Origin of the sequence: Paenibacillus sp. JSM ZJ436 (assembly GCF_044383795.1) — a bacterium.
Taxonomy (GTDB): domain Bacteria; phylum Bacillota; class Bacilli; order Paenibacillales; family Paenibacillaceae; genus Paenibacillus_AQ; species Paenibacillus_AQ algicola.
In genome coordinates, this window is sequence record NZ_JBISEO010000002.1 from 83,520 (window position 1) to 106,564 (window position 23,045).

Sequence of the window (23,045 nt, forward strand, 5' to 3'; positions counted from 1 at the left end):
TGAGTTTTACAGGATGTTTTTTTTCTGATTCACACTGGAGCGGTCATCGGAGCCGCAAGGACGAAAGAGAGGCAGGGCTTTTGTTGTTTTGGAAAGTTCGTTCCATCTGACTTCAACTGGAACCGTCTGCACAGCTGCTTGGCTGTCAGGGGTTAAATTTTATATTGGTGCTATGCATTGGGACTATACTAAAGCACCCCCTAGAGCACCCGGCAGCGCTGCCGGGTGCTTTTTTGCCTTTCCAGTGACAGCCGCCCAGCGTGCCGCATAGGATGCCGGAGATGATCCATTCTCTCGCGAAGGAGCGTGCAGTGCTTGAAAAAACGTGGAAAACACTCCAGCAGCAAAGATCCCGGCCAGCGCTATCAGGTCAGCGCCAGCTTGAAGGAAATCGATCTGGCACAGCCCAGTGGAAAGGCGAAGACCAAGGAAGCGTCGATCCGTCAGGCTGCTCCTGCCGTCCTGCCAGCCGAAGCCGCAGCGGAGCCCGTGCAAAGCGGCTTCTCCGATGCAGAACACGAGGAGCCGGCTGGGGAGACAGCCGCTCCTGCAGGAGCCACAGAGCAGGCGGAGATGCTGGCAGCTTATCCGGAGCAGCTGCTAAAGGAACGGCTGCTCCCGTCCAAAGCCCCTGTTATTCATACAGAGGATATCGGAAAGGCCGCTGTCACCGAGTCCAATCTTGCAGCCCGCGCCGTGACGGCAGCCAAGCTGGCCCCCGGCTCGGTCGGCAGCGACAAGCTGCAGGATCAATGCGTCACGACCATTCACCTGGCTGACGAAAGCGTCACATCCAGCAAGCTGGCGTCAGCCAGCATTACTGCCGAGCATTTGGCTGGCGGCATTGTGACCGGGCAGAGCATTGCCGATCATGCTATCACAGCAAGCCACATCAAGCCGGGCAGCATTGATGCAGGCAAGCTGGGACTGCAGGCGGTTCAGTCTCAGCATATCGCCGATGGCGCTGTGCTTCCGCGCCACCTTAGTCTAAGCAGTGTTCCGGGCCAGCTGCTGGAGGACGAAGCGATTACGGAAGACAAAATCGCCTCCGGCAGCGTCAATACCCACCATCTCGCCAACGAAGCTGTCCATACCGCCAAGCTGGCAGAGCAGGCCGTCACCACCGCCATTATTCGCGACGGCGCCGTGAATGGTGCCAAGCTGCAGCCCGGCTCCATTCAGGGCATTCATCTGGAGCCGGCAAGCATCACCGGTTTGTCTCTGTCTCCCGGAGCTGTCGGCCGGGAACAGCTGGCAGAGCATGCGGTGGGCCCGCAGCAGCTGGAGAACGGCTGCATTACCTCTGCTCACATTGCGGAGGGAGCCATTACGGCGCAGCATCTGGCTGCGGGACTGATCGGTCCCGCGCAGCTTCAGCCTGCCTCCATCGGCAGTCAGCAGCTGACCCCCGGCGAGATTCAGACACGCCATCTGAGCGACGCCGCTGTCACCAGCCTGAAGCTGGCCGAGCAAGCCGTGGGCACCTCCAAGCTGGTAGAGCAAGCCGTCACCGCTTCGAAGATTGCAGATCAGAGCATCCTGCCGCAAAAGCTCAGCGACGGGGCCGTGCACACACGCCACATTGCCAGCGGCGCCATCAAGAGGGAGCAGCTGGCGCTAGAAGCTGTGGTGTCCGCACATCTTTCGCCACAATCCATTCAAGGCGGTCATATTCAGGACGGAGCCATTGCCGCCCAGCACCTGAGTGCAGGCCTGGTTGATAGTGCTGCCATCGCTCCGGAGTCCATTCAGGAGCACCATCTGGCCTGTGATTCCATCACGTCCTCCCACCTCCAGGACCAGGCGGTGACAGCATCCAAGCTGGCCCCGGAAAGCGTGGACAGCCGCAAGCTCGCCCCCGGCGCCGTCTTTGGCCCCGCTATCGCTGCCGAAGGCGTGAACGCCGATCATCTGGTGCCCGGCCTCATTTCGGAAATCCATCTCGGCACTGGCAGCGTAAGTGCAGCTGCCCTTCAAGATCAGGCCGTGCAGCAAGAGCATCTGGCAGATCGCGCGCTGATCGCGCGCCATTTCACCGTGGAGTGCGTCCCTAGCCCTGCCCTTGCGCCTGCCTCTGTAACCTCTGCCAAACTGGCGGCAGGCTCAGTTACGGAGCAGGCGTTAGCGGACGGAGCGATTTATCCGCAGCATCTGGCTGATCATGCGGTCACCGCACTTAAGCTCTCTCCGGAAAGCGTCACAACCGACAAGCTGACCGACCTCTCTGTTCATACTGCCAAGCTGGCTGAAGGCAGCGTCACCTCCACCAAAATTAAAGATGCCGCCATTACCGAAGCCCATCTGGCTGAAGGGATTATTGGACATCGGCATTTCACGCCGGAGGTGCTGGAATCCCTGTCGATCCAGGACAGCAGCATTACCATCCGGCAGCTGCAGGATCAATCCATTGGTCCGGAGAAGCTGCAGCTCTACGCGGTGAACAGCATCCATCTTGCGCCTTCCTCTGTGACAGCTGTCGCTATTCAAAGCGGAACCATCCGGGAAGTCCATCTGGCAGACAACGCGATTGAGGCCCGGCACCTGGCTCCGGAAAGCATAGAAGGCCGACATGTGGCTCCGGAAACCTTATACGGCTATCACCTTAAAAACAGCAGCGTTACCCTCTCCCATCTGGCAGAGGACGTCCGCTCCCCGGATTTACTGCCCGACGGCAGCATCGGGGGCGACAAGCTGCAGAAGAAGTCACTCTCGGCAGAGCATCTGCAGTCAGGAGCTGTTACAGAGCAGGAGCTGAGCGACGGGGCTGTCAGTGGAAGCAAGCTCCAGCCTTCCTCTATCGCCTCCATTCATATGCAGCCTGGCGCCGTACAAAGTGAACAGCTGGCGGCGGAAGCCGTGGAGTCGCGCCATGTGAAGCCCCATACCATTGACAGCTCCCTGCTCGCACCGGGCGCCGTGGACGGGACACATCTGCAGCTAAATACCATTGATGCCCGGCATCTGACGGCAGGTGTCGTTCATGCAGAGCATCTTGAAGAAAACTGCGTGCGGGAGCAGCATCTGGCAGACCATAGCCTATCCTCCCGCCATTTCTCTCCGGAAGCCGTAAACGGCATCCATATTGCACCATCAAGCATCGGGAAAGAGCACCTTCAGGACGCCGTGATTGGCCGGGAGCAGCTCCAGCCGGACAGTCTGGGAGCGGCGCATCTGCAAGCGGGAGCGGTGCAGTCCCGGCACATCGCAGAAGGCGCGATTCTGCCTCGCCACCTTAAGCCAAGCAGCATTGGAGGCCGGCATCTGGAGGCCGGTGCCATTACAGGCGAGCAGGTCATGGATGCCTCCCTGACCGGCGACAAGCTGGCAGACGGGGCTGTCTCAGGACCTCAGCTTGCCGCGGGCTCGATCGACAGCTCTCATCTGACCTCCGGCGCAGTTCAGCTGGAGCATCTCGGATTCGCACCGGTTCGCAGCACTGGACCGTCCTTGCAGCAGTATGGCTTGAGCGCCTTCGTGTTTGCCGGGAATGAGCAGCAGGCTGTCGTCCAGGTCGCCTTTGACGAGGCCTATCCAACCGCCCATTACGTCATTGTGGCGATGAGCAATCATCCTGGACTGCTCGTGTCCCTTAAGGAGCAGCAGGCCAGCTATGCAATATTGGAGGTGCTTCGGCAGCCGGGCTGCACCCAAAGCCATGGCTTTGTATCCTGGATTGCCATGGGCCCCTCTGCTTCTTCATGACAAAGGGCAAGATATATAGCCTGCTTGCAGGCACCGCCCACTGGGCAGCTGCATAGACTGCAAATATGAAAGATACCACGAATGGAGTGAATGTTTTGGGACCGTATTATCAAGCATCGCCTTACACGATGGCGCCTCAGCAGACGATGGGACAGCAACATCAGCAGCATCACCAGCAAATGGAGCATCAGCCGACAGCACAGCCGATTGTAGTCTACCCTGTTGATCCTTATGTCGTGGAGGCGTTCAAGTCCCTTATTGGCAAGTATGTAGTGCTGGAAACGACCCGCGGACGCATTGAGGGCTGCGTGAAGCAGGTGAAGCCGGATCACGTGGTGCTTGAGGTACACGGAAAAATGTGCTTCGTCCGCATTTGCGAAATCGTCTGGATCATGCCGAGCTAACGAGCTCTGGAAAGCTCCTTCTGTCCTGGGAGCTCCACCCCCGTCCAAATCACAAAAATCCCCGGTACCTTCATGAGGGTACCGGGGATTTCTGCGATTTACATAACGCCCATGCAGCCGGGCTTTAATACATCTCCCGGGAAGCATTCTTCAATGCAGTATCGATCAGCTGCCGAATAATATCACTGTAGTCCGTCTGGTGGATCTCCACCAGGCTGGGATGCACCTGATCCAGCAAATCCTTGACGGTTTCCAGCACGCTGCACAGCTCGCGGTTTAGCGTATGGCTTGCGCTCAAATAGCTTCTGGCGCTTCCCGCCTGCCGAACAGCAGGCTCATACATGCCGTTCTCGAGGTTCTCATGGAGACGCTCCAGCCGCTCTGCAACGGCCTTGTACTGCTTGTCCCTGGAGATGCACACCAGATGGCCGCACTCCTCCTCATCCCAGTGCTGATACACTTCAAAGGGCAGCACCTGAGCAGACCGGGTCTTCAGAATCAGCTCTACCCGCTGATCCGTGTGATCCGGCGATATATAGGTTCTTGCCTTATTCAGCGAGCCTTCATCAATGAAGCTGAGCCAGCTGCCGGAAGCTGCAAAGAGGTCTGCTGCCGGCGAAGAGCAGGCAAGAATCTGATAATGCAGATTGACTTTGAAATAAGGCACGGGAAGTTGCTTGTCCTCCATAAGTTCTCTCACCTCATATTGAAATGCGCCGCAGCCTCGCGGCTTGCCGCTTCGTAGGATCGCAGCCAATCGTTCAGGGAGAGCAGGTCGGGAAAGAACAGTGCCCGCTCCCCCAGCGTATTCTGGAGTCCATAGCGGTCAATCAGGCGGCCGCCGATGACGATTATGGGTTCATAGCTCAGGCTCTGCAAGGCCTGAGTGTACTTCATCAAGGTCGGCAGATGATACACGATGGACGCGGACACGCCAATGATCTCGGGCTTCCAGTTCATCGCACTGACCATGGTGTTCTCCAGCGGCAAATTACCGCCATACAGGCGGGTGCTGAAGCCCTGTTCCTGAAACAGGGACGAGACCATTTTAAGGCCAAGATGATGATACTCCCCCTCAACGCACAAGAACATCGCTCTTCCTCCATGTCCCTGCGCCGGCTTTATCTGGTGTGCATACCGCGTAATCATAACATCACAGACCCCTGAGGCCAGATGCTCATCCGCGACGGAGACCAGATTCTGCTCCCACAGACCGCCGATATATTGCATTGCCGGTGTTAGCAGCTGATCATAGATGTACAGACTGTTCCTTCCTGAATCCATATGACGGACCAAGAGGGTCCAGCACTCCTCCGTCAGTCCTTCCAGCATCAGCTCTGCCAGATGCTCAATTTCCATATTCAAGGGCAGCACCTTCTTATCCCCCCGGTAATATCATAACGTTTTACATTGTAATATGATCTTGAAGCTGATGACCAGGGCTATTTTTGGCGATTGAACGTAAGCTTTGTCGAAAGTGACGAGGAAGTCTTTTTTTCTATTATAATGATCAAAACAGGCGATTTCGCTATAAAAAGTGAATGAAGTATGATAATATTTCCAATTACACCGTGAAGTCTATCAATGCATTCAAGCTAGAGAAAGGATGCGGAGCATGGAAACCATGGAAGAGTACGCCGATATGATCCAGCAGGTGATGGATATGATCTATACGGCAGATCCCTCCCTGCTGCAGCGCTACGGGGAACGGGGACGTCATAAATGCCGGGAGGACAACCTTCATCATCTGAAGCATCTGGAGACGGCCTTTCAGCTTGGCAACGCCTCTGTTTTTACCGATTATGCGTTATGGCTTGAGGGAATTTTAAGCAAGCATGCAATGAAAACGCGTACACTTACGGACAATTTCCAATATATGCTGGATTCCCTGGACCTCGCCCGCAGCCTGGATGAGAGAGCCCGGCAAGCTTACCGGCAGTATTTGGAGGCAGCTATTCATGCGCTGCAGCAGCACGAAGCCCGTGAAGCCTCAATGATCACAGCCCAAGGAGAAGGGAACTAGCCCAATGAGCGAAAATGAATTACAGCAGCAATCTGCCAACATCGTGCCGCCTGCGAGCCTTACTCACCCCAAAACGAACGAGCCCGAGAATGAGGAGCATGCGCCGGCCTACGTCGTAGGACTAGGTGCATCTGCGGGCGGGCTGGAGGCGCTGGAGGTATTCTTCGACCATATGCCGCCGGATACCGGCATGGCTTTTGTCGTCGTGCAGCATCTGTCCCCCGATTACAAGAGTCTCATGAGCGAGATTCTTCGCAAATATACGGCCATGAACATCCGCGAAGCGCGGCATGATATGGTCGTCCGTCCTAACTATATTTATCTGACGCCGCCGCGCAAGATTCTGACCATCTCCGGCGGCCGTCTGAAGCTGGCAGAGCCCCTTCCTAACACCACGCTGCACATGCCGATTGATATGTTTTTCAGCTCGCTGGCCCAGGAGTGCAGAAACCAGGCGGTGGCTGTCGTCATGTCCGGTACCGGTACGGACGGGTCCCGCGGCATTCAGGATATTAAGGATACAGGCGGCCTTGTTATTGCACAGGACAGCCACTCGGCCAAATATGACGGCATGCCCAGCAGTGCGCGGCTGTCCGGCAATGCCGATGCGGTGCTGGCTCCCAAGGAAATGACGGAGCGCCTGCTGCTTCACGTGCATGGAGAAGGCTATGAGAATGTATCTACCGTCCGCGAAACGATAACGACGGAGCAGTATATCCAGCTCATCTTCGAGAAGATCCGCCAGGATTGCGGGGTCGATTTTACGTACTACAAGCGCAACAGCGTCCTGCGGCGAATCGAGCGGCGCATGGCCATCCACAATGTGCCCAGCATGGCGATGTACATGACGTTTCTCGATGAGCACCGCGAGGAGCTGCAGTCGCTAAGGAAGGATCTGCTGATCGGGGTTACGAATTTCTTCCGCGATTCCGAGGCCTTTAACGTGCTGTACGAGCGGGTGATTCCAGAGCTGTTCGAGCGCAAAAGCTTCGTCAAGGAGATCCGAGTCTGGGTGGCCGGCTGCTCCACCGGCGAGGAGGCGTATTCAGTAGCTATTTTGATGCGCAAATATGCCGAGAGCCTGGAGACGCCGTATTCCATCAAAATTTTTGCCACAGATCTCGACAAGGAATCCATTGAATATGCCAGCCAGGGGATTTACTCCGAAAGCACCATCAGCCACCTGTCCCGGGAAGATCAGGACCGCTTCTTTATCAAGGACGATGATATGTTCCAGGTAAGCAAGGAAATCCGCAAGATGGTCGTCTTTGCACCGCAGAACATCATCAAAGATCCGCCGTTCCGCAATCTGGACCTTATCACCTGCCGCAATATGCTGATCTATCTGCAGCCGGAAATGCAGCAGAAGGTGCTGTCTCTGTTTCATTTTGCCCTGAACCCTGACGGCTTCCTCTTCTTAGGTCCCAGCGAAACGATCGGGCGCTTCACCAACCAGTTTGAGGCGTTTGACCGGAGATGGAATATTTTTACGCACAAAAAAACGTCCGCCGGCGAAGAGCCCCGCATGTTCCAGATGGAGGACCGCCTCGCACAGCCGCAGCCCTTCCGCAGAATGGTCTCCCCTGCCGTGCCGGCCAAGGAAAGCGGACCGAAGCGGCTCGATGACCTGCAGACCACGCTCGTCGAGGAGCACGTGGCCCCAGGCATGATTGTGGACCAGAGTAATGATGTGATTCATCTGAACGGACCCATTAACGAATATCTGATGCTTGCCCAGGGAAAGCCCAGCTGGAATTTGTATAAAATGATCGACCCCCAGGTGTCCGTCGCCGTCTCCTCCGCGGTGCAAAAGGTGCGGGAACAGCGCCGAGGTGTAACGTACCGCTCGTTGACGATCCAGACGAATTTTGGCGAGCGGCAGATCGACCTGCACATCCGTCCCTTCTCCCTCAAGAACAAGATCTATGAGAAATATGTTCTCATCCTGTTCATGGAGCCGGAGCAGCCGGGCTCGGAATCACAGGTGGTGATGCAGCCATTCGAGGTAGACAGCGGCGTGAACCTGCGGATTATGCAGCTGGAGCAGGCGCTGCTCCGGGCGGAGGAATCTCTGCAGGCTACCGTTGAAGAGCTGGAGACGTCCAATGAGGAGCTGCAGGCCACGAATGAGGAGCTGGTTGCGGCGAACGAGGAGCTGCAAAGCGCCAATGAGGAGCTGCAGTCGGTCAACGAGGAGCTGGTCACGGTCAACACCGAGTATCAGTTCAAGATTCAGGAGCTGACGGACGTGAACAACGATATGACCAACTTTTTGGTGAGCACGCGGATCGGGACTATTTTTCTGGATAAGCGGATGTGTGTGCGCCGATTTACTCCGGCGATTACGAAGGAAATCCATCTGATGGATGTCGATTACGGCCGCCCGATTGAGCATATCTCGCACCATTTTAAATACGATACGCTTGTCCAGGACGCTCAGGAGGTGCTGCAGTCGCTGGTTCCTTTTGAGAAGGAAATTCAAAGCCAGAGCGGCACCTGGTACAGCATGCGTATCCTTCCTTACCGGAAGGATGACAACTTTATTAGCGGCGTCGTGCTGACGTTTGTCAATATTACGGACCTCAAAACGGTAAACGAGGAGCTGCAGAAGCTCTCCTATGCGGTCGAGCAAAGCCCGAGCATTACGGCGATCCTGGACCCCGCTGGGCGGATAGAATATGTGAATCCCCGCTATACGGAGGTTACGGGCTTTCATCTGGCCGATGTGAAGGGAAAAAGCATTCGCGAGTGCATGCAGAGCGAGGCCGGCGAGCGGCCGATTGAGCATGTAATGAAGCTGGCTAAGGAGGACGGGCAGTGGATGGGGGAATTGACCGGCTGCAAAAAGAACGGCGAGCTGTTCTGGGAATCGGTCAAAATGATCCCGGTTCGCGACAAGCAGGGCCGCATCATCCACTACGTCAAATTCTCGGAGGATATTACCGACCGCAAGCATGCGGAGGAAATGCTCCGCAAGAATGAAATGCTCTCTGCCGTTGGACAGCTCGCGGCCGGTGTTGCTCATGAAATCCGGAACCCGCTGACCGCCCTGAAGGGCTTCACCAAGCTTATGTCCGGCAAGGGCATGGGCAATGACATGTATATTGATATTATGCTGAACGAGCTGAACCGGATTGAGCAGATCGTCAGCGAGCTGCTGGTGCTCGCCAAGCCGCAGGCTATTGATTTTGTGGAAAAGGACCTGACCCCGATTCTGCAGGACGTGCTTATGCTGCTGGAATCACAGGCCAATATGAACAATGTCGAGATGAACGCCCTGTTTACAGAGGGGCTCTTGGTGTTTGGAGTAGAGAACCAGCTGAAGCAGGTGTTTATCAATATTCTCAAAAATGCGATTGAGGCCATGCCCTCCGGCGGCAGAGTCGATGTGCTCGCCGAGCTGCATGCGGATCAGCAGCAGATCATCGTTCAGTTTATTGATAACGGCACCGGCATTCCGGCAAGCAAGCTGGCCAAGCTCGGAGAGCCCTTTTACTCCACCAAAAACAAAGGCACCGGACTCGGGCTCATGGTCAGCTACAAAATCATTCAAAACCACAAAGGCACCATCCGGTTTGAAAGTGAGGAAGGGCAAGGCACCACGGTCACCATTGCCATTCCGTGCACAGCATCACTGCTGCCGTAACTCCTCTGGTCAATGCTCGCGTGAATTGGTCGAACCGCCGCATTCTTCCGCACTGCGCGCAGCTCTCAGCGCGCGGTGTTCCGCTGCATAACCGCGGTCGATCGACCACATTCTTGCTAGCCGCCTGCTCAAACTGCCGCCCCTCTCGATGCACCGCAGCAGCGGGTATGAGAGGGGCGGCTTTTATCGGTTAACCTTATATTGCTGGTTTCCAGGCCGGGCCCCTGCTCCTGATCGACACTTGGAGAAATTAATCTTTGGCGCTTTGAAGCATAGCCATCAGCTGATTTCGCAGACGATTAAATACGATCGCCGCCTCCTCGCGGGTCAACGGCGCACCAGGACGCTTGCCATCAAACAGCCCGTTCCTCACCGCTTCGTCCCACGCCGCCTGTGCCCATGGGCTGACAGTATGAATATCTCGTGCGGAATTCGGGGTTTCTGCCACTGGGCTCGCCTCCTTTGCTTGTAATCCCAAATGCTTGGCAATGCCGGTAACATGGCCGCTGACCAGCGCCGCAATGACCTCATTCTGCTTCAGCTTGGCGGCATCTGAGGCTACATCCACAAACAGGTTCTCAGTCAATACCGCTGGCATAGTACTTTCCCTGACCATGTGAAAGTTCGCGCTTTTCTGTCCCCGATCATTGACCCCAAACGGACGCAGGGCCACCATAATGTCGGTATGCAGATGATTTTGCAGCCTTACCGACTCACTGCTCGGCTTAGTGTAGCGAAAAGACTCAAAACCCCCGGAGCCGCCCCCGGCATTACAATGGATCGAGATCAGAATATCCGCTCCGGCCCGATTCGCCGCTGCGGTGCGCTCCGGCAGCTCCAGAAACTCATCCGTGGAACGCGACATGAGCACCTGCACCTCTTGATACTCCGCCTCCAGCCGCTGCTGGATGCCTTTAGCTATCGCGAGCACCACATTTTTCTCCTGCAGCCCGTTTCCAGACGCTCCCGGGTCTGTCCCTCCGTGACCGGCGTCAATCCATACCTTTTTCACGAATCATCCCCTCTTTCCTGACTTCATGCAGCCGGGCTGCCCACACACTCCCGGATCGGTTCCGCCGGGACCGACGGCGATCTACAACTACTTAGCTGATCTAGTGCAGTTGGCATGCAGACGCTCCAGAATCTATCTCCCGGTTATCTACCGGCGATTCACACCTACTTAGCCGACCTGGTGCAGCTGGCATGCTGACGCTCCAGAATCTATCTCCCGGTTACCGACCGGCGATTCACACCTTCTTAGCTGACCGGGTGTAGTTGGCCTCCCTCCTCTCCTCCCCGCTGCATGTACAAACATTGTATTCAACGAATCTTGTAAACGGCTGTGCATTTGCAGGAAGACTTGCATATTCTTTATAAATGTGCGGATGGTATCAGTTTCATTCTTGAACCCATTGTGCTAAAGTGGCTTACCACATCATATCTATTCCTTTTTATGCAGCCATCATGAATCAAAAAGGAGGTCAGAGCCATGCCTACAGCAGATGCAGACAGCGTAAGCCGCTGCTCCAGACGGTTTAGACGACCCCGCCAGGACCTACGCATTGTCCGGCAAGGAACTGTATGACCAAATTCAGCTGGATGAAAAAACCGATTACGCCGGCGTAACCCTAAAATCCGTCGTACATATCCGGGAACTGGCGTCTGATGAGGCAGAGCGGTTAAGAATGGACCCGTTTCTCATCATCTCGGATCAGAAATACAGCAAGTATGTAGAAATCATTAACTTGTCCAAATGAGGGCCGTACACATGCTGGCCTTGGAGCAGGGCGGCGGTTCGCCGCTGCTTTATGGCCGGCATGGGTGCGGCTCGGCCGCAGCAGCGCTTTGCCTCGGGCCAAGAGCTGCATGCGATGCGGTACGCCCGCAGTGATCCCGCGGCCAGCCGCTGTGGAACAGCTACTGCCCCAGCTTCTCCATGACCGACTGCAGCTTCTGTCTGCTGGAGCCCGCCTTGTCACGGCGATCGTCGATTTTGACCGAAGTGGACACCCGCTTCGCCCCACACATAAATGGCGCTTCATGCAGAGCAGCAATCGCCTTCCAAATATCACCCAGCTCGCCTTCAATGATGGTGCTCATGGAAGTCAGCTCGAAAGTAACCCCCTCCTGCTGCTCCAATACCCGCTGCATTCCCACTACATATGCGCTCAAAGACGTGCTCTCCGTACCAATCGGTATAATGGTTACCTCTGCGATCGCCATACGTATAACCTCCTGCCTTCAGATTTAGGATGCCTTTATTCTAACAGCTTTATGATGAAGAGAAGTAGTTTTGTGCACGCACGAGTGCTGGGCGTATTTTGGCACGGCCGGGCGTGCGCTTATCAATATATATGCGCACACTCAAGCATTGCTGGCTTGCCTGCTCGTGTGTACGCTTCATGCTCTACACTGGCTAGCCCATGCTCTCCTCAGCTCATGCTCTACATCTACACTAGCCCATGCTCTACATCTACACTAGCTCACGCTCTCCTCAGCTCATGCTCTAACGGTTGCCACAGTGCTTATTGTTGCTCTATCGGGAACAAACCAATTCTAGCGGTTGTGAGCGTGCTTATTTGGTGGAAACAGTCGCTGTGAGGCATCAAATTGCTAAAATAACTCGTCTGGCAACCGTTAGAATTAAAGTAACCTTGGATTTGACGCATTAGCGCTCGTGGCAACCGTTAGAGAGCCAGAGTCAGTGCCAGATCCGCCCCTCCGCGCCTGCACCTGCACCTGCACCTGCACCTGCACCCCCTCCCTCCCCCACCTCGCCCCCACACCCATCAACCAGCGAAGCAGCCCATACCACACTCCACTGCACACAGCCAGTGACAAAAATAGCAATCTCTCAGATCCGGTGAATCTGCGTAAAAATTGACGCATTTCGTCAATATCTGTGGATTCCCACTCTCTTTTGTGAGTTTCTACATTGGCAGTTTGCCCGGTGATTTGCTATAATTCATTTTGTGCTTTTTTGAAGATTATCGTTTACAGATACAACATATTGGGTTAAATTAAGTATCACTAACCAAATATAGTGTGTGTAGGGGTTCTGAACATATTTACATATGCTCCGGACCGAACGGGAAGCATGGCGAAAATCCATGAGCTCCCTCCTATATGCCTAGCACCTGCTTCTTTCGGGAATCAGGCACGTGTTTGCGGATCGCGTCTGTACATACACACTCAGACAGCATTTTAACCCACAGCGCACAATAGCATTTTCAGCCTTCCCAGGGAGGTTGGTCGAAAATGTTTTTTTCTTGTCTTGCTTTTTTGCTTTTATTTTTCCTAAGGAAGGTAGGGAATTGATGTATGCCACAACTCGTAGTCAAGCCCAATAACCGTCAGCTGGCTTTTGATGAAATCCGCCTCTCTGTGTATGCGGACCGTATTTTGAAGGACCTGGATATGCTCGATAAGGAAAGACTGCTGCGCGGGGTAACTGCAAAGCTTCGCGGTGAGCAGGTCTCCGGTGAGGAGATCAGCAATGCGTTCACCATGTCCGCCCTGGAGCTGGTCAGCAAAGAGGAGCCCAACTGGAAATTCGCGGCAGCCCGCTCCCTCCTGACGTCATTATATAAAAAAGCGGCCAACCACCGCAGATATAAAGCTTATCCGGAAGAGCCCTACGGCGCTCTGTACCCGCTCATCACAGAGCTGGTGCAAAAAGGGATTTACCGCGAAGAGCTGCTCTCCTGCTACACCAAGGCTCAAATTGAGGAGCTCGCAGATACGATTGACTACTCCCGCGATCTTCTGTTCGATTATATCGGACTGCTGACGCTGGCCGAGCGGTACCTGGCTACGGATTTTGACGGCCGGGTCATGGAGCTGCCGCAGGAGCGCTACATGGTCATCGCCATGTACCTGATGCACAAAGAGCCGGAAGACAAGCGCCTGGAGCTCGTGAAGGAAGCCTACTGGGCTATGAGCAACCTGTACATGACGGCCGCTACGCCTACCATGTCCAACGCCGGCAAAAAAGTCGCCGGACAGCTGTCCAGCTGCTTTATTGATACGGTGGATGACTCGCTGGAGGGGATTTTTGATTCCAACACCGATGTAGCACGCCTGAGCAAAATGGGCGGCGGCATCGGCGTATACCTCGGCAAGGTACGCGCACGCGGCTCGGACATCCGGGGTCACAAGAACACCAGCTCCGGCGTGATCCCGTGGATCCGTCAGCTGAACAACACCGCTGTCAGCGTGGACCAGCTGGGTACCCGCAAGGGCGCCGTGGCTGTATACCTGGACGTGTTCCACAAGGACATTCTCGCCTTTCTCGACTTGAAGCTGAACAACGGGGATGAGCGTATGCGAGCGCACGACGTGTTCCACGGCGTATGCCTGCCTGACCTGTTCATGGAGGCGGTTGAGGCCCGGGACGAGTGGAGCCTGTTCTGCCCGCATGAAGTGAAGAAAGTGATGGGCTGGAAGAGTGAGGACGGTCGTCCGCTCGGTCTGGAGGATTTTTACGATGCTGCCCAGGGCGATGGCGAGTTCCGCCAAAAATATGCAGAGGCAGTCGCTAATCCGGTTCTGCCGCGCATCACCGTACAAGCCATCGACATTATGAAGCGGATTATGAAGTCCCAGCTGGAGACCGGCACGCCATACATGTTCTACCGTGATACCGTCAACCGGGCGAACCCGAACTCGGCGCATGGCATGATCTACTCCTCCAACCTGTGTACGGAAATTATGCAGAACCAGTCCCAAACGGTCGTTGAGCAGGAAGAGCTGGTTACGAAGGACGGCCAGACCCGGATCGTGATTTCCAAAATCCCTGGTGACTTCGTGGTGTGCAACCTGAACTCGATCCACCTGGCACGCGCAGTGCCTGCTGGCGTCCTGGAGCGTCTCGTGCCGATTCAGGTCCGGATGCTGGACAACGTCATCGACATTAACAATATTGAAGTGCTGCAGGCCCAGTACACGAACAGCCAATACCGCGCGGTCGGCCTGGGAACGTTCGGGCTTCACCACCTTTTGGCTCTGGAGGGCATCCGCTGGGAGTCTGATGAGGCGGTCGCTTATAACGACAATCTGTATGAGCATATTAACTATCTGCTGGTTAAATCCAGCATGGAGCTCGCCAAGGAAAAAGGTCACTATCCGAAGTTCAAGGGCTCGGATTGGGAAAGCGGCGAATATTTCACCTTCCGCGGCTACACCGACGGCGAGCATGTAGGCCAATTCGTAACCACCGAGCAATGGCGCGAGCTGCAGCAGGAGGTTCAGCAGAACGGTGTCCGGAATGCATGGCTGTTCGCCATCGCTCCGAACGGCTCCACCTCGATCATCGCCGGCTCCACCGCCAGCATCGATCCGTTGTACGAGCTCTTGTCTTATGAAGAAAAAACAACCTACAAGATCGCGAATCCGGCTCCGGATCTGTCGGACAAGACAATCTGGTATTACAAAACGGCATTCCTGATTGACCAGCACTGGTCCATCAAGATGGCTGCGGCCCGCCAGCGTCACGTAGACCAGGCACAAAGCTTTAACCTGTATGTCCGTCCGGACATCCGCGCTTCGGAGTTCCTGGAGCTGCACCTGCATGCCTGGAAAGCAGGCATCAAGTCCACGTACTATGTACGCAGCCGGGCACTGACGATTGAAGAATGCGAGTCCTGCGCAAGCTAAAGCTTTTCGAATCCCTCCCAAACCCTCCCTTTCCAAAGGGAGGGCCCCAAGGGCTCTGCCCTCTGGACTCCCAAAAGTAAACCCATGCAGGGTGCGAGTGTGGCGGAGATACGGAGCTTGGGTGCTAGGAGCGCTTTCCCCCTTCGGGGACGCTTCACGATGGTGCAGACCCGATGGAGCGGCTGTCGTGCTTGGGATGAGGTACCTTCATGCTTGGAGCGCTCTCCCTTCGGGATTTGCTGGAAGTTAGGTGCAGACCCGATGGAGCGGCTGCGGTGCTTGGGATGAGATGCCTTCCTGCTTGGAGCGCTCTCCCTTCGGGATTTGCTGGAAGTTAGGGGCAGACCCGATGGAGGGGCTGTGGCGCGTGAGATGAGGTACCTTCCTGCTTGGAGCGCTCTCCCTTCGGGATTTGCTGGAAGTTAGGTGCAGACCCGATGGAGCGGCTGTCGTGCTTGGGATGAGATGCCTTCCTGCTTGGAGCGCTCTCCCTTCGGGATTTGCTGGAAGTTAGGTGCAGACCCGATGGAGCGGCTGCGGTGCTTGGGATGAGATGCCTTCCTGCTTGGAGCGCTCTCCCTTCGGGATTTGCTGGAAGTTAGGGGCAGACCCGATGGAGGGGCTGTGGCGCGTGAGATGAGGTACCTTCCTGCTTGGAGCGCTCTCCCTTCGGGATTTGCTGGAAGTTAGGTGCAGACCCGATGGAGCGGCTGTCGTGCTTGGGATGAGATGCCTTCCTGCTTGGAGCGCTCTCCCTTCGGGATTTGCTGGAAGTTAGGGGCAGACCCGATGGAGCGGCTGCGGTGCTTGGGATGAGATGCCTTCCTGCTTGGAGCGCTCTCCCTTCGGGATTTGCTGGAAGTTAGGGGCAGACCCGATGGAGCGGCTGTGGCGCTTGAGATGAGGTGCCTTCCTGCTTGGAGCGCTCTCCCTTCGGGATTTGCTGGAAGTTAGGTGCAGACCCGATGGACGGGCTGCGGCGCTTGAGATGAGGTCCCTTCCTGCTTGGAGCGCTCTCCCTTCGGGATTTGCTGGAAGTTAGGTGCAAACCCGATGGAGGGGCTGCAGGCTCCGCTAAAGCGGGCTTGTACGATAGAGCATCGCTGGCATCGTTTGAATAGACTAAGAAAAAAACTTCGTAGGGTGAGGATATCTGATCTGAGGACGCCTTTGGGTGGACAACAGTGGAGAAAGAGCAGATATCCGAACTCCCCCTAATATAGATTGCAAGGAGAGAGAACGAGCATGCAGATGCAAAAGATTTTTAACACGGAAGCGCCGAACCGCTCTACCCGTATCATTGAAGGAGAATGCTCCGGCATTCTGAACTGGAACGACATCCGTATGCCGCATATGTACAAGCTGTACAAGGTTCTGCTTCTGAACCACTGGATCGCGGATGAGATCCCGATGTCCAAGGATGCACAGCAGTTTTCCCGCCTGGATCCGGAGGAGCAGCGCACCTTTAAAATCAACATTTCACTGCTCGCGGTGCTGGACTCCATGCAGACCATGTTTGTCAGCGATGTGAAGCGTTACTTTACAGATTCCTCGCTGGAGGCGATTTCCGCGATTATCGGTCAGCAGGAGGTCGTGCATAACCAATCCTATTCTTACGTGCTGTCTTCAATCGTATCCGAGCAGGAGCAGAAGGAGATTTTTGAGTATTGGAAGCATGATCCGGTCCTGCTGGACCGCAACCGGTTTATCGCTGATATTTATCAGTCCTTCCGTGACAATCCGTCGCCGCAGACGTTTTTTGAAGCGATGGTTGCGGATTTGATTCTGGAAGGCATCTTCTTCTACAGCACGTTCGCCTTCTTCTACAACCTGGCCCGTGATCAGAAGATGATGTCCACCAGCCAGATGATTTCCTATATTCAACGTGACGAGAACCAGCACTGCTACTTCTTTGCCGAGGTGTTCAAGCAGCTGCTGAAGGACTTCCCTGAGCTGGATACCCCGGAAAACAACGACTACATCTACCGCACGGTAAACCGCGCTGTCGAGCTGGAAACCAACTGGGCGCACTATACGCTTAGCAAGGTTAAAGGCATTGATCTGAACGAGCTGGCGGACTATATCAAGTTTATTGCTAACCGCCGCCTGAGCATGATGGGTCTCGACAAAGCCTATGAGGGCGTGGACGTGAACTGCATGCCGTGGATCAAGCCGTTCTCCGATGAAGCCTTGAATGCGACGAAAACGGACTTTTTTGAAGCCAAATCGCGCAACTACGGCAAGGTCGGCGACGATAACGGATTTGACGATTTGTAAGACTCCGATCAGCAGTCCATGTGCTGAATCAACAACAAGAACCGTTCTTTCCCCCTCGGGGACAGGACGGTTCTTTTTTGGGCATAAGGTCAACCTTAACACAACGAATTCCGTTGTTTATATTTGCTTTGGGGGTATCGGTGTTCTTATGTGATCTGATCCGTGAAAGCCAGGTTGTGAATAGCTTTGTCGCCAGCATGAGCTTTTGGGTCGTTGCTGTCGCATTCATGATCGGATTTGAGAAAACGGGGTTGAGCGAGAAAAAGGTACCTCTTCTTTATGGTGTCCTTGTGGCCCTCGTCGGGGTGTTTATCGAATTTCTGGTGGAGCCGCAGGATATATTATCCTTGTTCCCGCTTTGAAAAAGCTTAATCCCGTAACAGCTCCCGAAGCATGCCCTCCCGGTGATTCACGAATTCCTTCATAATCAGAAAGTGGTCGGTGTCTTCCAGGCTGCAGCGCTCCAGACCGTCGTCGGTCAGCTTGTAGATGAGGGCGTCGGGGTATGCCATGACAATCGGTGAATGCGTGGATATAATAAACTGGGATTCCGCCTTGACCAGATCATGAATGCGCGTCAACAGCGCCATCTGGCGCAAGGGAGACAGCGCCGCCTCCGGCTCATCCATGATGTACAATCCCTGACCGCTGAACCGGTGCAGAAATGCCGCAAAGAAGGATTCCCCATGTGACTGCGCATGGAGCGAGGTTCCGCCGTAGTTATGGGATGCTTCCAGGGCATCCACCTCCGAGGCAACGTTATAATAGCTCTCCGCCCGGAAGAAAAAGCCGTCCTTCGGCCGGCGTGCTCCCCGCACCGTCCGAAGATATTGATGAAGCTCCGAATGCGTCTCGCGGGTCGCAAACGAGAAGTTCACCGTTCCGCCCTCCGCATTAAAGCCCATGGCCACAGCGATGGCTTCCAGCATCGTCGATTTGCCCATGCCATTTTCCCCGACAATGTAAGTAACCCGTGGATGAAGCTCCAGCTGCTCCAGCGCCGATACGGCCGGGAGATGAAAGGGATAGGCGTCGAACGAAGGAACCTGTTCCTTCAAAAGCTGCACGCTGCGCAAATAGGCGGTTGTGAAGTCGAGTGCCATGGGTTGTCCTCCTCTGCTGCACAAAAGCGGCACCTCCAGCTCTTCGCCGGAACATGCCGCTTGTGGCCTGATCTGTTATGCTCCTGTTACAAAACGGTACAGCCCTTCTACCTTCTCCTCGGTCAGCGGACCGCTGTTATCAAACACAAGAATCGAGCTCTCCGGGATATCCCAGTTCACCTCGGGCACGAAGTTGACGCGGGTCTTGAAGTCATCCCAGTGCTCCAGCTTCCATTGGTCACGCTCGGTTTGACGGTCGATGATGCGCTCCTTCTGCAGCTCCATATCCTCCAGGGCGACCACCACCACCTTCACGTCTACCTCCTGCTTGCTGCGTCCCGCTGCTGACAGCACGTCCTCCATCCACTGGGGATTCTTAAGCTCGGAGGTGAACGGGGAAATCATGAATACGTTCTGGCCGGCATTCAGATTCTCGATGCAAATATCCTTCGTCGTATCATATTCCAGGTCCCGCAGATGTTCCTTGTAAAATGCGGAGTCCCGATCATTGGGATCCAATCCGTTGCTCTCCAGAAATTTCTCCACAAAACGCCCGCCCACCGTATCCCGGTCCAAAAAAGCGGCCGGAATGCGCACCGCGAGCTTCTTCGCAACCGTTGTCTTGCCGGTTCCGGCTACGCCAACAAAAAAGACCAGCTTCTGCATGTCTATCTCTCCTCTACATTGTAAAGCGTATTCTTTACTTCTGCTCCTGCCTTTGGGCAATCCGCAGCCCGGTTTCGGCAATAAGCTCCTCTAATGCGGCATGAAGCCGCTCCTGCAGCACCTCGGCGATCTCAAGGCCCCCCTCTTCCGTGCGGGCGACCTGGGCATCTACAGCATAAACGCCGCCCAGGATGAATCGGGCGCCCATCGACGAGAGCACGGGCTTCAACGAGTAGTCGATGGATAACAGGTGCGCCAGGCTGCCGCCGATAAACAGGGGCAGGATGATTTTGCCGGCCAGCCCTTTTTGCGGAATGAGATCCAGAAACGTCTTCAGAACACCTGTAAAGGACGCCTTGTACACTGGACTGGCAATAATGACGGCATCGGCTTCAGCAACCAGGCCATTAGCCTTGATCACATACTCGCTATCGAACCGGGCCAGGATCAGATCCTCTGCCGGCAATTGAGCGACATCGATCCGGCTTACCTCATAGCCTGCGGCCTCCAGACCCTTCTCCGCCTGTTCCATCAAAGCGGTAAGGCGCGAGCCGGGCGTGGGACTTCCGTTAATGATAACTGCTTTCTTCATGCTGTATCCTCCTGCCTTTCGGAAATGGGTATACAGCCCTGCAGGCCAAGCTGGCGAAAACCGGGGTGCGGGTGCTCAAGCGAGCCTGCAGGACATCCGGGTTCAGACAAAAAGGACCTTACAAGCTGCTGCAATGTCCCTCCGGGCTCAACACGTTTGAGGTCTTCTGATATGTATCTGATCTAGGTGGAAGCCTTTGGCTTCAAGTTGTAATCATGTTATCAATCTGCTGCGCTGTTTGTCAATGCCGCGACACCTCACTGCATTCCTGCCGGGCAAGGGAGTAAACCTGGCGTAGAACCTTGCGTAGAACCTTGCATAAAACAGGCGTAGAATCGGCGCAAAGCCTGCATAAAGGCTGGGATAGCGTCTTTTCATCGTTCACCGGGTTAATGCTTCATGCCGTAAAGCCTTCATGTCTTAAATGATTCAGGCTGGCGAAGCATTCACCCCGTGAAGCTTCACCCTATCAAACATTCATGACATAAAGCTTCATGCCATAAACTGCAAGGTGCCCATCGCCCAGAACTTGATGGCATGACATGAGGATGAACAAGGTGAATATTCATGGAGCCCCTCGCAAGTCCCGGCACGTTCCGCAGGGCCGCGGCATAGTTATAAAGCACAGACCTACGGATTGTAATATGGACGCAGGAGGGACGGCTTGATGGAATCCGGAAAAATCAGTACAAACAGCCGGATGGATGTCGGTATCTATGCATTGAACAAGCTGGCGGGCGCCGGCACTGTGCTGGTGCTGCTTAGTCTGCTGTCGTGGGGCTGGCCACAAAGCTGGGAGAGCTTATCTGCCATGCTGGGGGCAGATATCCCGATGGAGCACTGGGTTTACGGCTATGCCCTGATCGCCTCGCTCGTCGCCGATGCGATCATTTCGCTGCTGCCGGCGTTAAGCCGTGCCCGGCAGGCGGCTATCTATGGAGCCGCCGGCTTCTTGTCGTTTGCTCTGCTGACCGGGGAGGATGAGCAAATGATCTGGCTGCGCGGAGTCGTGGGCATGGCTATTCTCCTGATTTTTGTCTGGAGCCGAAGGGTGCTCGCCACCCGGCCGCTGCGGACGATTCTATGTGCTTTGATCATTCCGCTGTTCTGCCTGTTATAGCGCTTCGATCAGATCTCCGGCGGTAACGGAGGAGAAATGGCCGCGTAAAGCCGCGGCTCTTTCACCTGCCAACCCGTGCAGGCGTACGCCCAGGGCTGCCGCCTGTGGACCGGACAAGCCTTGAGCCAGCAGCCCGGCGATGATGCCGGTCAGCACATCGCCCGTGCCGCCTGTAGCCATGCCGGGGTGTCCTGTCACGTTGACGAAGGCGCGACCGTCCGGCCCGGCAACCACCGTCCGGGAGCCCTTCAGGACAAGCGTCACGCCATGGCGCACGGCATAGCCGATCGCGGCGCCGATGCGGTCCTGCTGCACCTGAGATATGGTCATCCCTGAGAGGCGGGCCATTTCTCCAGGATGAGGGGTAAGCACCGTCTCGGAATCCCTGGGTGCCCAGTCGGCGAAATCCTCTGCCGCTGCGAGGGCATTAAGCGCGTCAGCATCCAGGACGAGAGGGACCGTGGACTGCTCCCACAAGCGGCGAAGCCACCGGCCGTCTCCGGAAAAGCGCCCGATGCCGGGACCTGCCGCCAGAACGTCCCGGCTCTGTAGCAGCTTCAGGATGTCTGTCGCGGAGTCCTCGTGCCAGCTGCCGCTTGTCCCCTCGGCAGCCTGCACTGGCGAGAGCATAAGCTCCGGTGCTGCGCCGCTCATCGGCAGCAGCAGCTCGTCCGGCAGCGCCCAGGTGACAAGGCCGCTGCCGGCGCGCAGCGCGGCACGTGAGCACAGCAGGCCGGCGCCGCTCATTGTGCGGCTGCCTGCTGTGACCAGCACATGGCCGTACGTGCCTTTATGGCCGTCGGCCGTGCGGGGGCGCGCCGGATCGCAGCGAAGCTCGGCGCGCAGCACCTCCGGCGTGAGGAGGAACGACTTCACGCCGTGGCCTTGACACAGCGCCGAGGGAATGCCGATGGAGCGGACGACGACCCGGCCGGCGGCCTCCGCGCCGGGGTACTGCACCAGGCCTCGCTTGAGGAACGCGAGGCAGACCGTCACCGCTGCATGGATGCAGGGCTCCTGCAGCGCGCCGGTATCGGCGTCCAGTCCGCTGGGAATATCCGCGGACACGATCGGCAGGCCGCTGTCATTCGCGGCCTGAATCATCGCGGCGTAAGCGCCGCGGGGCGCGCCCTGCGCGCCCGTACCCAGCAGCGCGTCCACGATGCCGGTGTACGCGCCCCAATCCACGGCCGACGATGCCCGGCCGTGGACCTCCAGCGGGATGCCGAGTGCCTCGGCGGCATCCCGCTGGAGCGCAGCCTCGCCGGCCAGCGCCTCACGCTCGGCCGCGTACAGGATCGTGACGCGCACACCTGCGTCACGCAAGTGCCGGGCGGCGGCTGCACCGTCGCCGCCGTTACTGCCCTTGCCCGCGAGCACCAGCCAGTGCTCCTCGGGGTCATCCGGCAGATGCAGTGCGGCATCTGCCTCAATGCCGGGCGAGGGATAGACAGCCTCGCCGCTCTCCCCCGGCGCAGCATGCCTGTCTCGCGCCGCGCCGGGCTGCAGCTCGCCAGGGGCAGGAGCCGCCGGACCCGTCATGCCAACATGACTCTGCCAAGCGCTGGCGGCCTCTCCTGTTACAGACAGGCCCGCAGCGCGATCTCCTCTTGCTCCAGCCGCATCGTGAGCCCTTCCTGCTCCTGGAGCAGCCGCCTTCCTCCGGCCTTCATGGCCCCGCCGCTCCCGGCACAGGCGCAGCACCTCCTCGGCGATGGCCTTGCCCGCATTTTCCATCAGCGCTACGGCAGGAATGCCGAGAACCTCGATGGCATGGCGGTCCAGCTCCCGCATCTGCTCTCTGTTCACGATATACATGCAAGCCCCTCCTTTGCGCGTTGCTTATTTTACGACCGG

At 56.3% G+C, this 23,045-nt stretch carries 18 protein-coding genes; 10 read left to right on the plus strand and 8 right to left on the minus strand.

Annotated elements, in window-relative coordinates; genetic code table 11:
• The first annotated feature begins 315 nt into the window (after positions 1 to 315).
• Together ACH6EH_RS02770 and ACH6EH_RS02775 are read left to right on the plus strand one after the other, a co-directional pair.
• The gene (locus ACH6EH_RS02770; protein WP_397331027.1) at positions 316 to 3,702 is read left to right on the plus strand and encodes a WIAG-tail domain; all 3,387 of its coding nucleotides are present in this window, start codon (positions 316 to 318) and stop codon (positions 3,700 to 3,702) included.
• Positions 3,703 to 3,881: 179 nt separating this feature from the next.
• Positions 3,882 to 4,106 (plus strand): DUF2642 domain-containing protein, encoded by a 225-nt coding sequence (locus ACH6EH_RS02775; RefSeq protein WP_397331246.1) that lies wholly within the window; start codon positions 3,882 to 3,884, stop codon positions 4,104 to 4,106.
• A 124-nt stretch (positions 4,107 to 4,230) separates the two neighbouring features.
• Here ACH6EH_RS02775 and ACH6EH_RS02780 read toward each other — a convergent pair whose 3' ends face one another.
• A complete protein-coding gene (locus tag ACH6EH_RS02780) occupies positions 4,231 to 4,794 on the minus strand; it encodes a hypothetical protein (protein ID WP_138224314.1) in 564 nt (187 codons plus the stop codon).
• Between the two features lie 8 nt (positions 4,795 to 4,802).
• Positions 4,803 to 5,465, minus strand: a complete 663-nt coding sequence (locus ACH6EH_RS02785) for a cobalamin B12-binding domain-containing protein (RefSeq protein WP_397331247.1) — start codon at positions 5,463 to 5,465, stop codon at positions 4,803 to 4,805.
• A gap of 256 nt (positions 5,466 to 5,721) precedes the next feature.
• Here ACH6EH_RS02785 and ACH6EH_RS02790 point away from each other — a divergent pair, with 256 nt between their 5' ends.
• Together ACH6EH_RS02790 and ACH6EH_RS02795 are read left to right on the plus strand one after the other, a co-directional pair.
• Positions 5,722 to 6,129: a hypothetical protein gene (locus tag ACH6EH_RS02790; RefSeq protein ID WP_397331028.1), complete on the plus strand. Its 408-nt coding sequence runs from the start codon at positions 5,722 to 5,724 to the stop codon at positions 6,127 to 6,129.
• Between the two features lie 4 nt (positions 6,130 to 6,133).
• Positions 6,134 to 9,775: a CheR family methyltransferase gene (locus ACH6EH_RS02795; protein ID WP_397331029.1), complete on the plus strand. Its 3,642-nt coding sequence runs from the start codon at positions 6,134 to 6,136 to the stop codon at positions 9,773 to 9,775.
• A 250-nt stretch (positions 9,776 to 10,025) separates the two neighbouring features.
• Here the strand turns inward: ACH6EH_RS02795 and ACH6EH_RS02800 are convergent, their stop codons facing one another.
• A complete protein-coding gene (locus ACH6EH_RS02800) occupies positions 10,026 to 10,787 on the minus strand; it encodes an N-acetylmuramoyl-L-alanine amidase (RefSeq protein ID WP_397331030.1) in 762 nt (253 codons plus the stop codon).
• Between the two features lie 550 nt (positions 10,788 to 11,337).
• Between ACH6EH_RS02800 and ACH6EH_RS02805 the strand changes: the two genes are divergently transcribed.
• Together ACH6EH_RS02805 and ACH6EH_RS02810 are read left to right on the plus strand one after the other, a co-directional pair.
• Positions 11,338 to 11,532: a hypothetical protein gene (locus ACH6EH_RS02805; protein WP_397331031.1), complete on the plus strand. Its 195-nt coding sequence runs from the start codon at positions 11,338 to 11,340 to the stop codon at positions 11,530 to 11,532.
• 51 nt (positions 11,533 to 11,583) lie between these two features.
• A complete protein-coding gene (locus tag ACH6EH_RS02810; protein WP_397331032.1) occupies positions 11,584 to 11,715 on the plus strand; it encodes a hypothetical protein in 132 nt (43 codons plus the stop codon).
• Here the strand turns inward: ACH6EH_RS02810 and ACH6EH_RS02815 are convergent.
• A complete protein-coding gene (locus ACH6EH_RS02815; protein ID WP_397331033.1) occupies positions 11,693 to 11,998 on the minus strand; it encodes an MTH1187 family thiamine-binding protein in 306 nt (101 codons plus the stop codon). The two genes, ACH6EH_RS02810 and ACH6EH_RS02815, sit on opposite strands and share 23 nt — an antisense overlap.
• A gap of 1,098 nt (positions 11,999 to 13,096) precedes the next feature.
• Between ACH6EH_RS02815 and ACH6EH_RS02820 the strand changes: the two genes are divergently transcribed.
• From ACH6EH_RS02820 to ACH6EH_RS02830, 3 genes are all read left to right on the plus strand, one after another.
• Positions 13,097 to 15,430, plus strand: a complete 2,334-nt coding sequence (locus ACH6EH_RS02820) for a ribonucleoside-diphosphate reductase subunit alpha (RefSeq protein ID WP_138224308.1) — start codon at positions 13,097 to 13,099, stop codon at positions 15,428 to 15,430.
• Positions 15,431 to 16,675: 1,245 nt separating this feature from the next.
• Entirely contained in the window at positions 16,676 to 17,707 is a 1,032-nt protein-coding gene (locus ACH6EH_RS02825) for a ribonucleotide-diphosphate reductase subunit beta (protein WP_138224307.1), read from the plus strand.
• A gap of 197 nt (positions 17,708 to 17,904) precedes the next feature.
• Positions 17,905 to 18,069, plus strand: coding sequence for a hypothetical protein (locus tag ACH6EH_RS02830; protein ID WP_397331034.1), 165 nt, complete (start codon positions 17,905 to 17,907; stop codon positions 18,067 to 18,069).
• Positions 18,070 to 18,075: 6 nt separating this feature from the next.
• On the opposite strand, the gene ACH6EH_RS02835 is transcribed toward ACH6EH_RS02830, so the two are convergent.
• From ACH6EH_RS02835 to ssuE, 3 genes are all read right to left on the minus strand, one after another.
• The gene (locus ACH6EH_RS02835; protein WP_208204524.1) at positions 18,076 to 18,810 is read right to left on the minus strand and encodes an AAA family ATPase; all 735 of its coding nucleotides are present in this window, start codon (positions 18,808 to 18,810) and stop codon (positions 18,076 to 18,078) included.
• 75 nt (positions 18,811 to 18,885) lie between these two features.
• A complete protein-coding gene (locus ACH6EH_RS02840; protein WP_138224305.1) occupies positions 18,886 to 19,476 on the minus strand; it encodes a P-loop nucleotide/nucleoside kinase family protein in 591 nt (196 codons plus the stop codon).
• 34 nt (positions 19,477 to 19,510) lie between these two features.
• On the minus strand, positions 19,511 to 20,068 hold the full coding sequence (gene ssuE, locus ACH6EH_RS02845) for an NADPH-dependent FMN reductase (protein WP_138224304.1): 558 nt from the start codon (positions 20,066 to 20,068) through the stop codon (positions 19,511 to 19,513).
• A gap of 667 nt (positions 20,069 to 20,735) precedes the next feature.
• On the opposite strand from ssuE, the gene ACH6EH_RS02850 reads away from it, so the two are divergent.
• Positions 20,736 to 21,188: a hypothetical protein gene (locus ACH6EH_RS02850; protein ID WP_138224303.1), complete on the plus strand. Its 453-nt coding sequence runs from the start codon at positions 20,736 to 20,738 to the stop codon at positions 21,186 to 21,188.
• Here the strand turns inward: ACH6EH_RS02850 and ACH6EH_RS02855 are convergent.
• Positions 21,183 to 23,006, minus strand: coding sequence for an NAD(P)H-hydrate dehydratase (locus ACH6EH_RS02855; protein WP_397331035.1), 1,824 nt, complete (start codon positions 23,004 to 23,006; stop codon positions 21,183 to 21,185). The two genes, ACH6EH_RS02850 and ACH6EH_RS02855, sit on opposite strands and share 6 nt — an antisense overlap.
• Positions 23,007 to 23,045 lie beyond the last annotated feature (39 nt).

Bases quoted from the DNA above. Each gene is read 5' to 3' on its own strand.
- ACH6EH_RS02775 (WP_397331246.1), top strand. From the start codon at position 3,882: ATGGAGCATCAGCCGACAGCACAGCCGATTGTAGTCTACCCTGTTGAT.
- ACH6EH_RS02780 (WP_138224314.1), bottom strand. From the start codon at position 4,794: ATGGAGGACAAGCAACTTCCCGTGCCTTATTTCAAAGTCAATCTGCAT.
- ACH6EH_RS02785 (WP_397331247.1), bottom strand. From the start codon at position 5,465: ATGGAAATTGAGCATCTGGCAGAGCTGATGCTGGAAGGACTGACGGAG.
- ACH6EH_RS02790 (WP_397331028.1), top strand. From the start codon at position 5,722: ATGGAAACCATGGAAGAGTACGCCGATATGATCCAGCAGGTGATGGAT.
- ACH6EH_RS02795 (WP_397331029.1), top strand. From the start codon at position 6,134: ATGAGCGAAAATGAATTACAGCAGCAATCTGCCAACATCGTGCCGCCT.
- ACH6EH_RS02810 (WP_397331032.1), top strand. From the start codon at position 11,584: ATGGCCGGCATGGGTGCGGCTCGGCCGCAGCAGCGCTTTGCCTCGGGC.
- ACH6EH_RS02815 (WP_397331033.1), bottom strand. From the start codon at position 11,998: ATGGCGATCGCAGAGGTAACCATTATACCGATTGGTACGGAGAGCACG.
- ACH6EH_RS02820 (WP_138224308.1), top strand. From the start codon at position 13,097: ATGCCACAACTCGTAGTCAAGCCCAATAACCGTCAGCTGGCTTTTGAT.
- ACH6EH_RS02825 (WP_138224307.1), top strand. From the start codon at position 16,676: ATGCAGATGCAAAAGATTTTTAACACGGAAGCGCCGAACCGCTCTACC.
- ACH6EH_RS02830 (WP_397331034.1), top strand. From the start codon at position 17,905: ATGAGCTTTTGGGTCGTTGCTGTCGCATTCATGATCGGATTTGAGAAA.
- ACH6EH_RS02835 (WP_208204524.1), bottom strand. From the start codon at position 18,810: ATGGCACTCGACTTCACAACCGCCTATTTGCGCAGCGTGCAGCTTTTG.
- ACH6EH_RS02840 (WP_138224305.1), bottom strand. From the start codon at position 19,476: ATGCAGAAGCTGGTCTTTTTTGTTGGCGTAGCCGGAACCGGCAAGACA.
- ssuE (WP_138224304.1), bottom strand. From the start codon at position 20,068: ATGAAGAAAGCAGTTATCATTAACGGAAGTCCCACGCCCGGCTCGCGC.
- ACH6EH_RS02850 (WP_138224303.1), top strand. From the start codon at position 20,736: ATGGAATCCGGAAAAATCAGTACAAACAGCCGGATGGATGTCGGTATC.
- ACH6EH_RS02855 (WP_397331035.1), bottom strand. From the start codon at position 23,006: ATGTATATCGTGAACAGAGAGCAGATGCGGGAGCTGGACCGCCATGCC.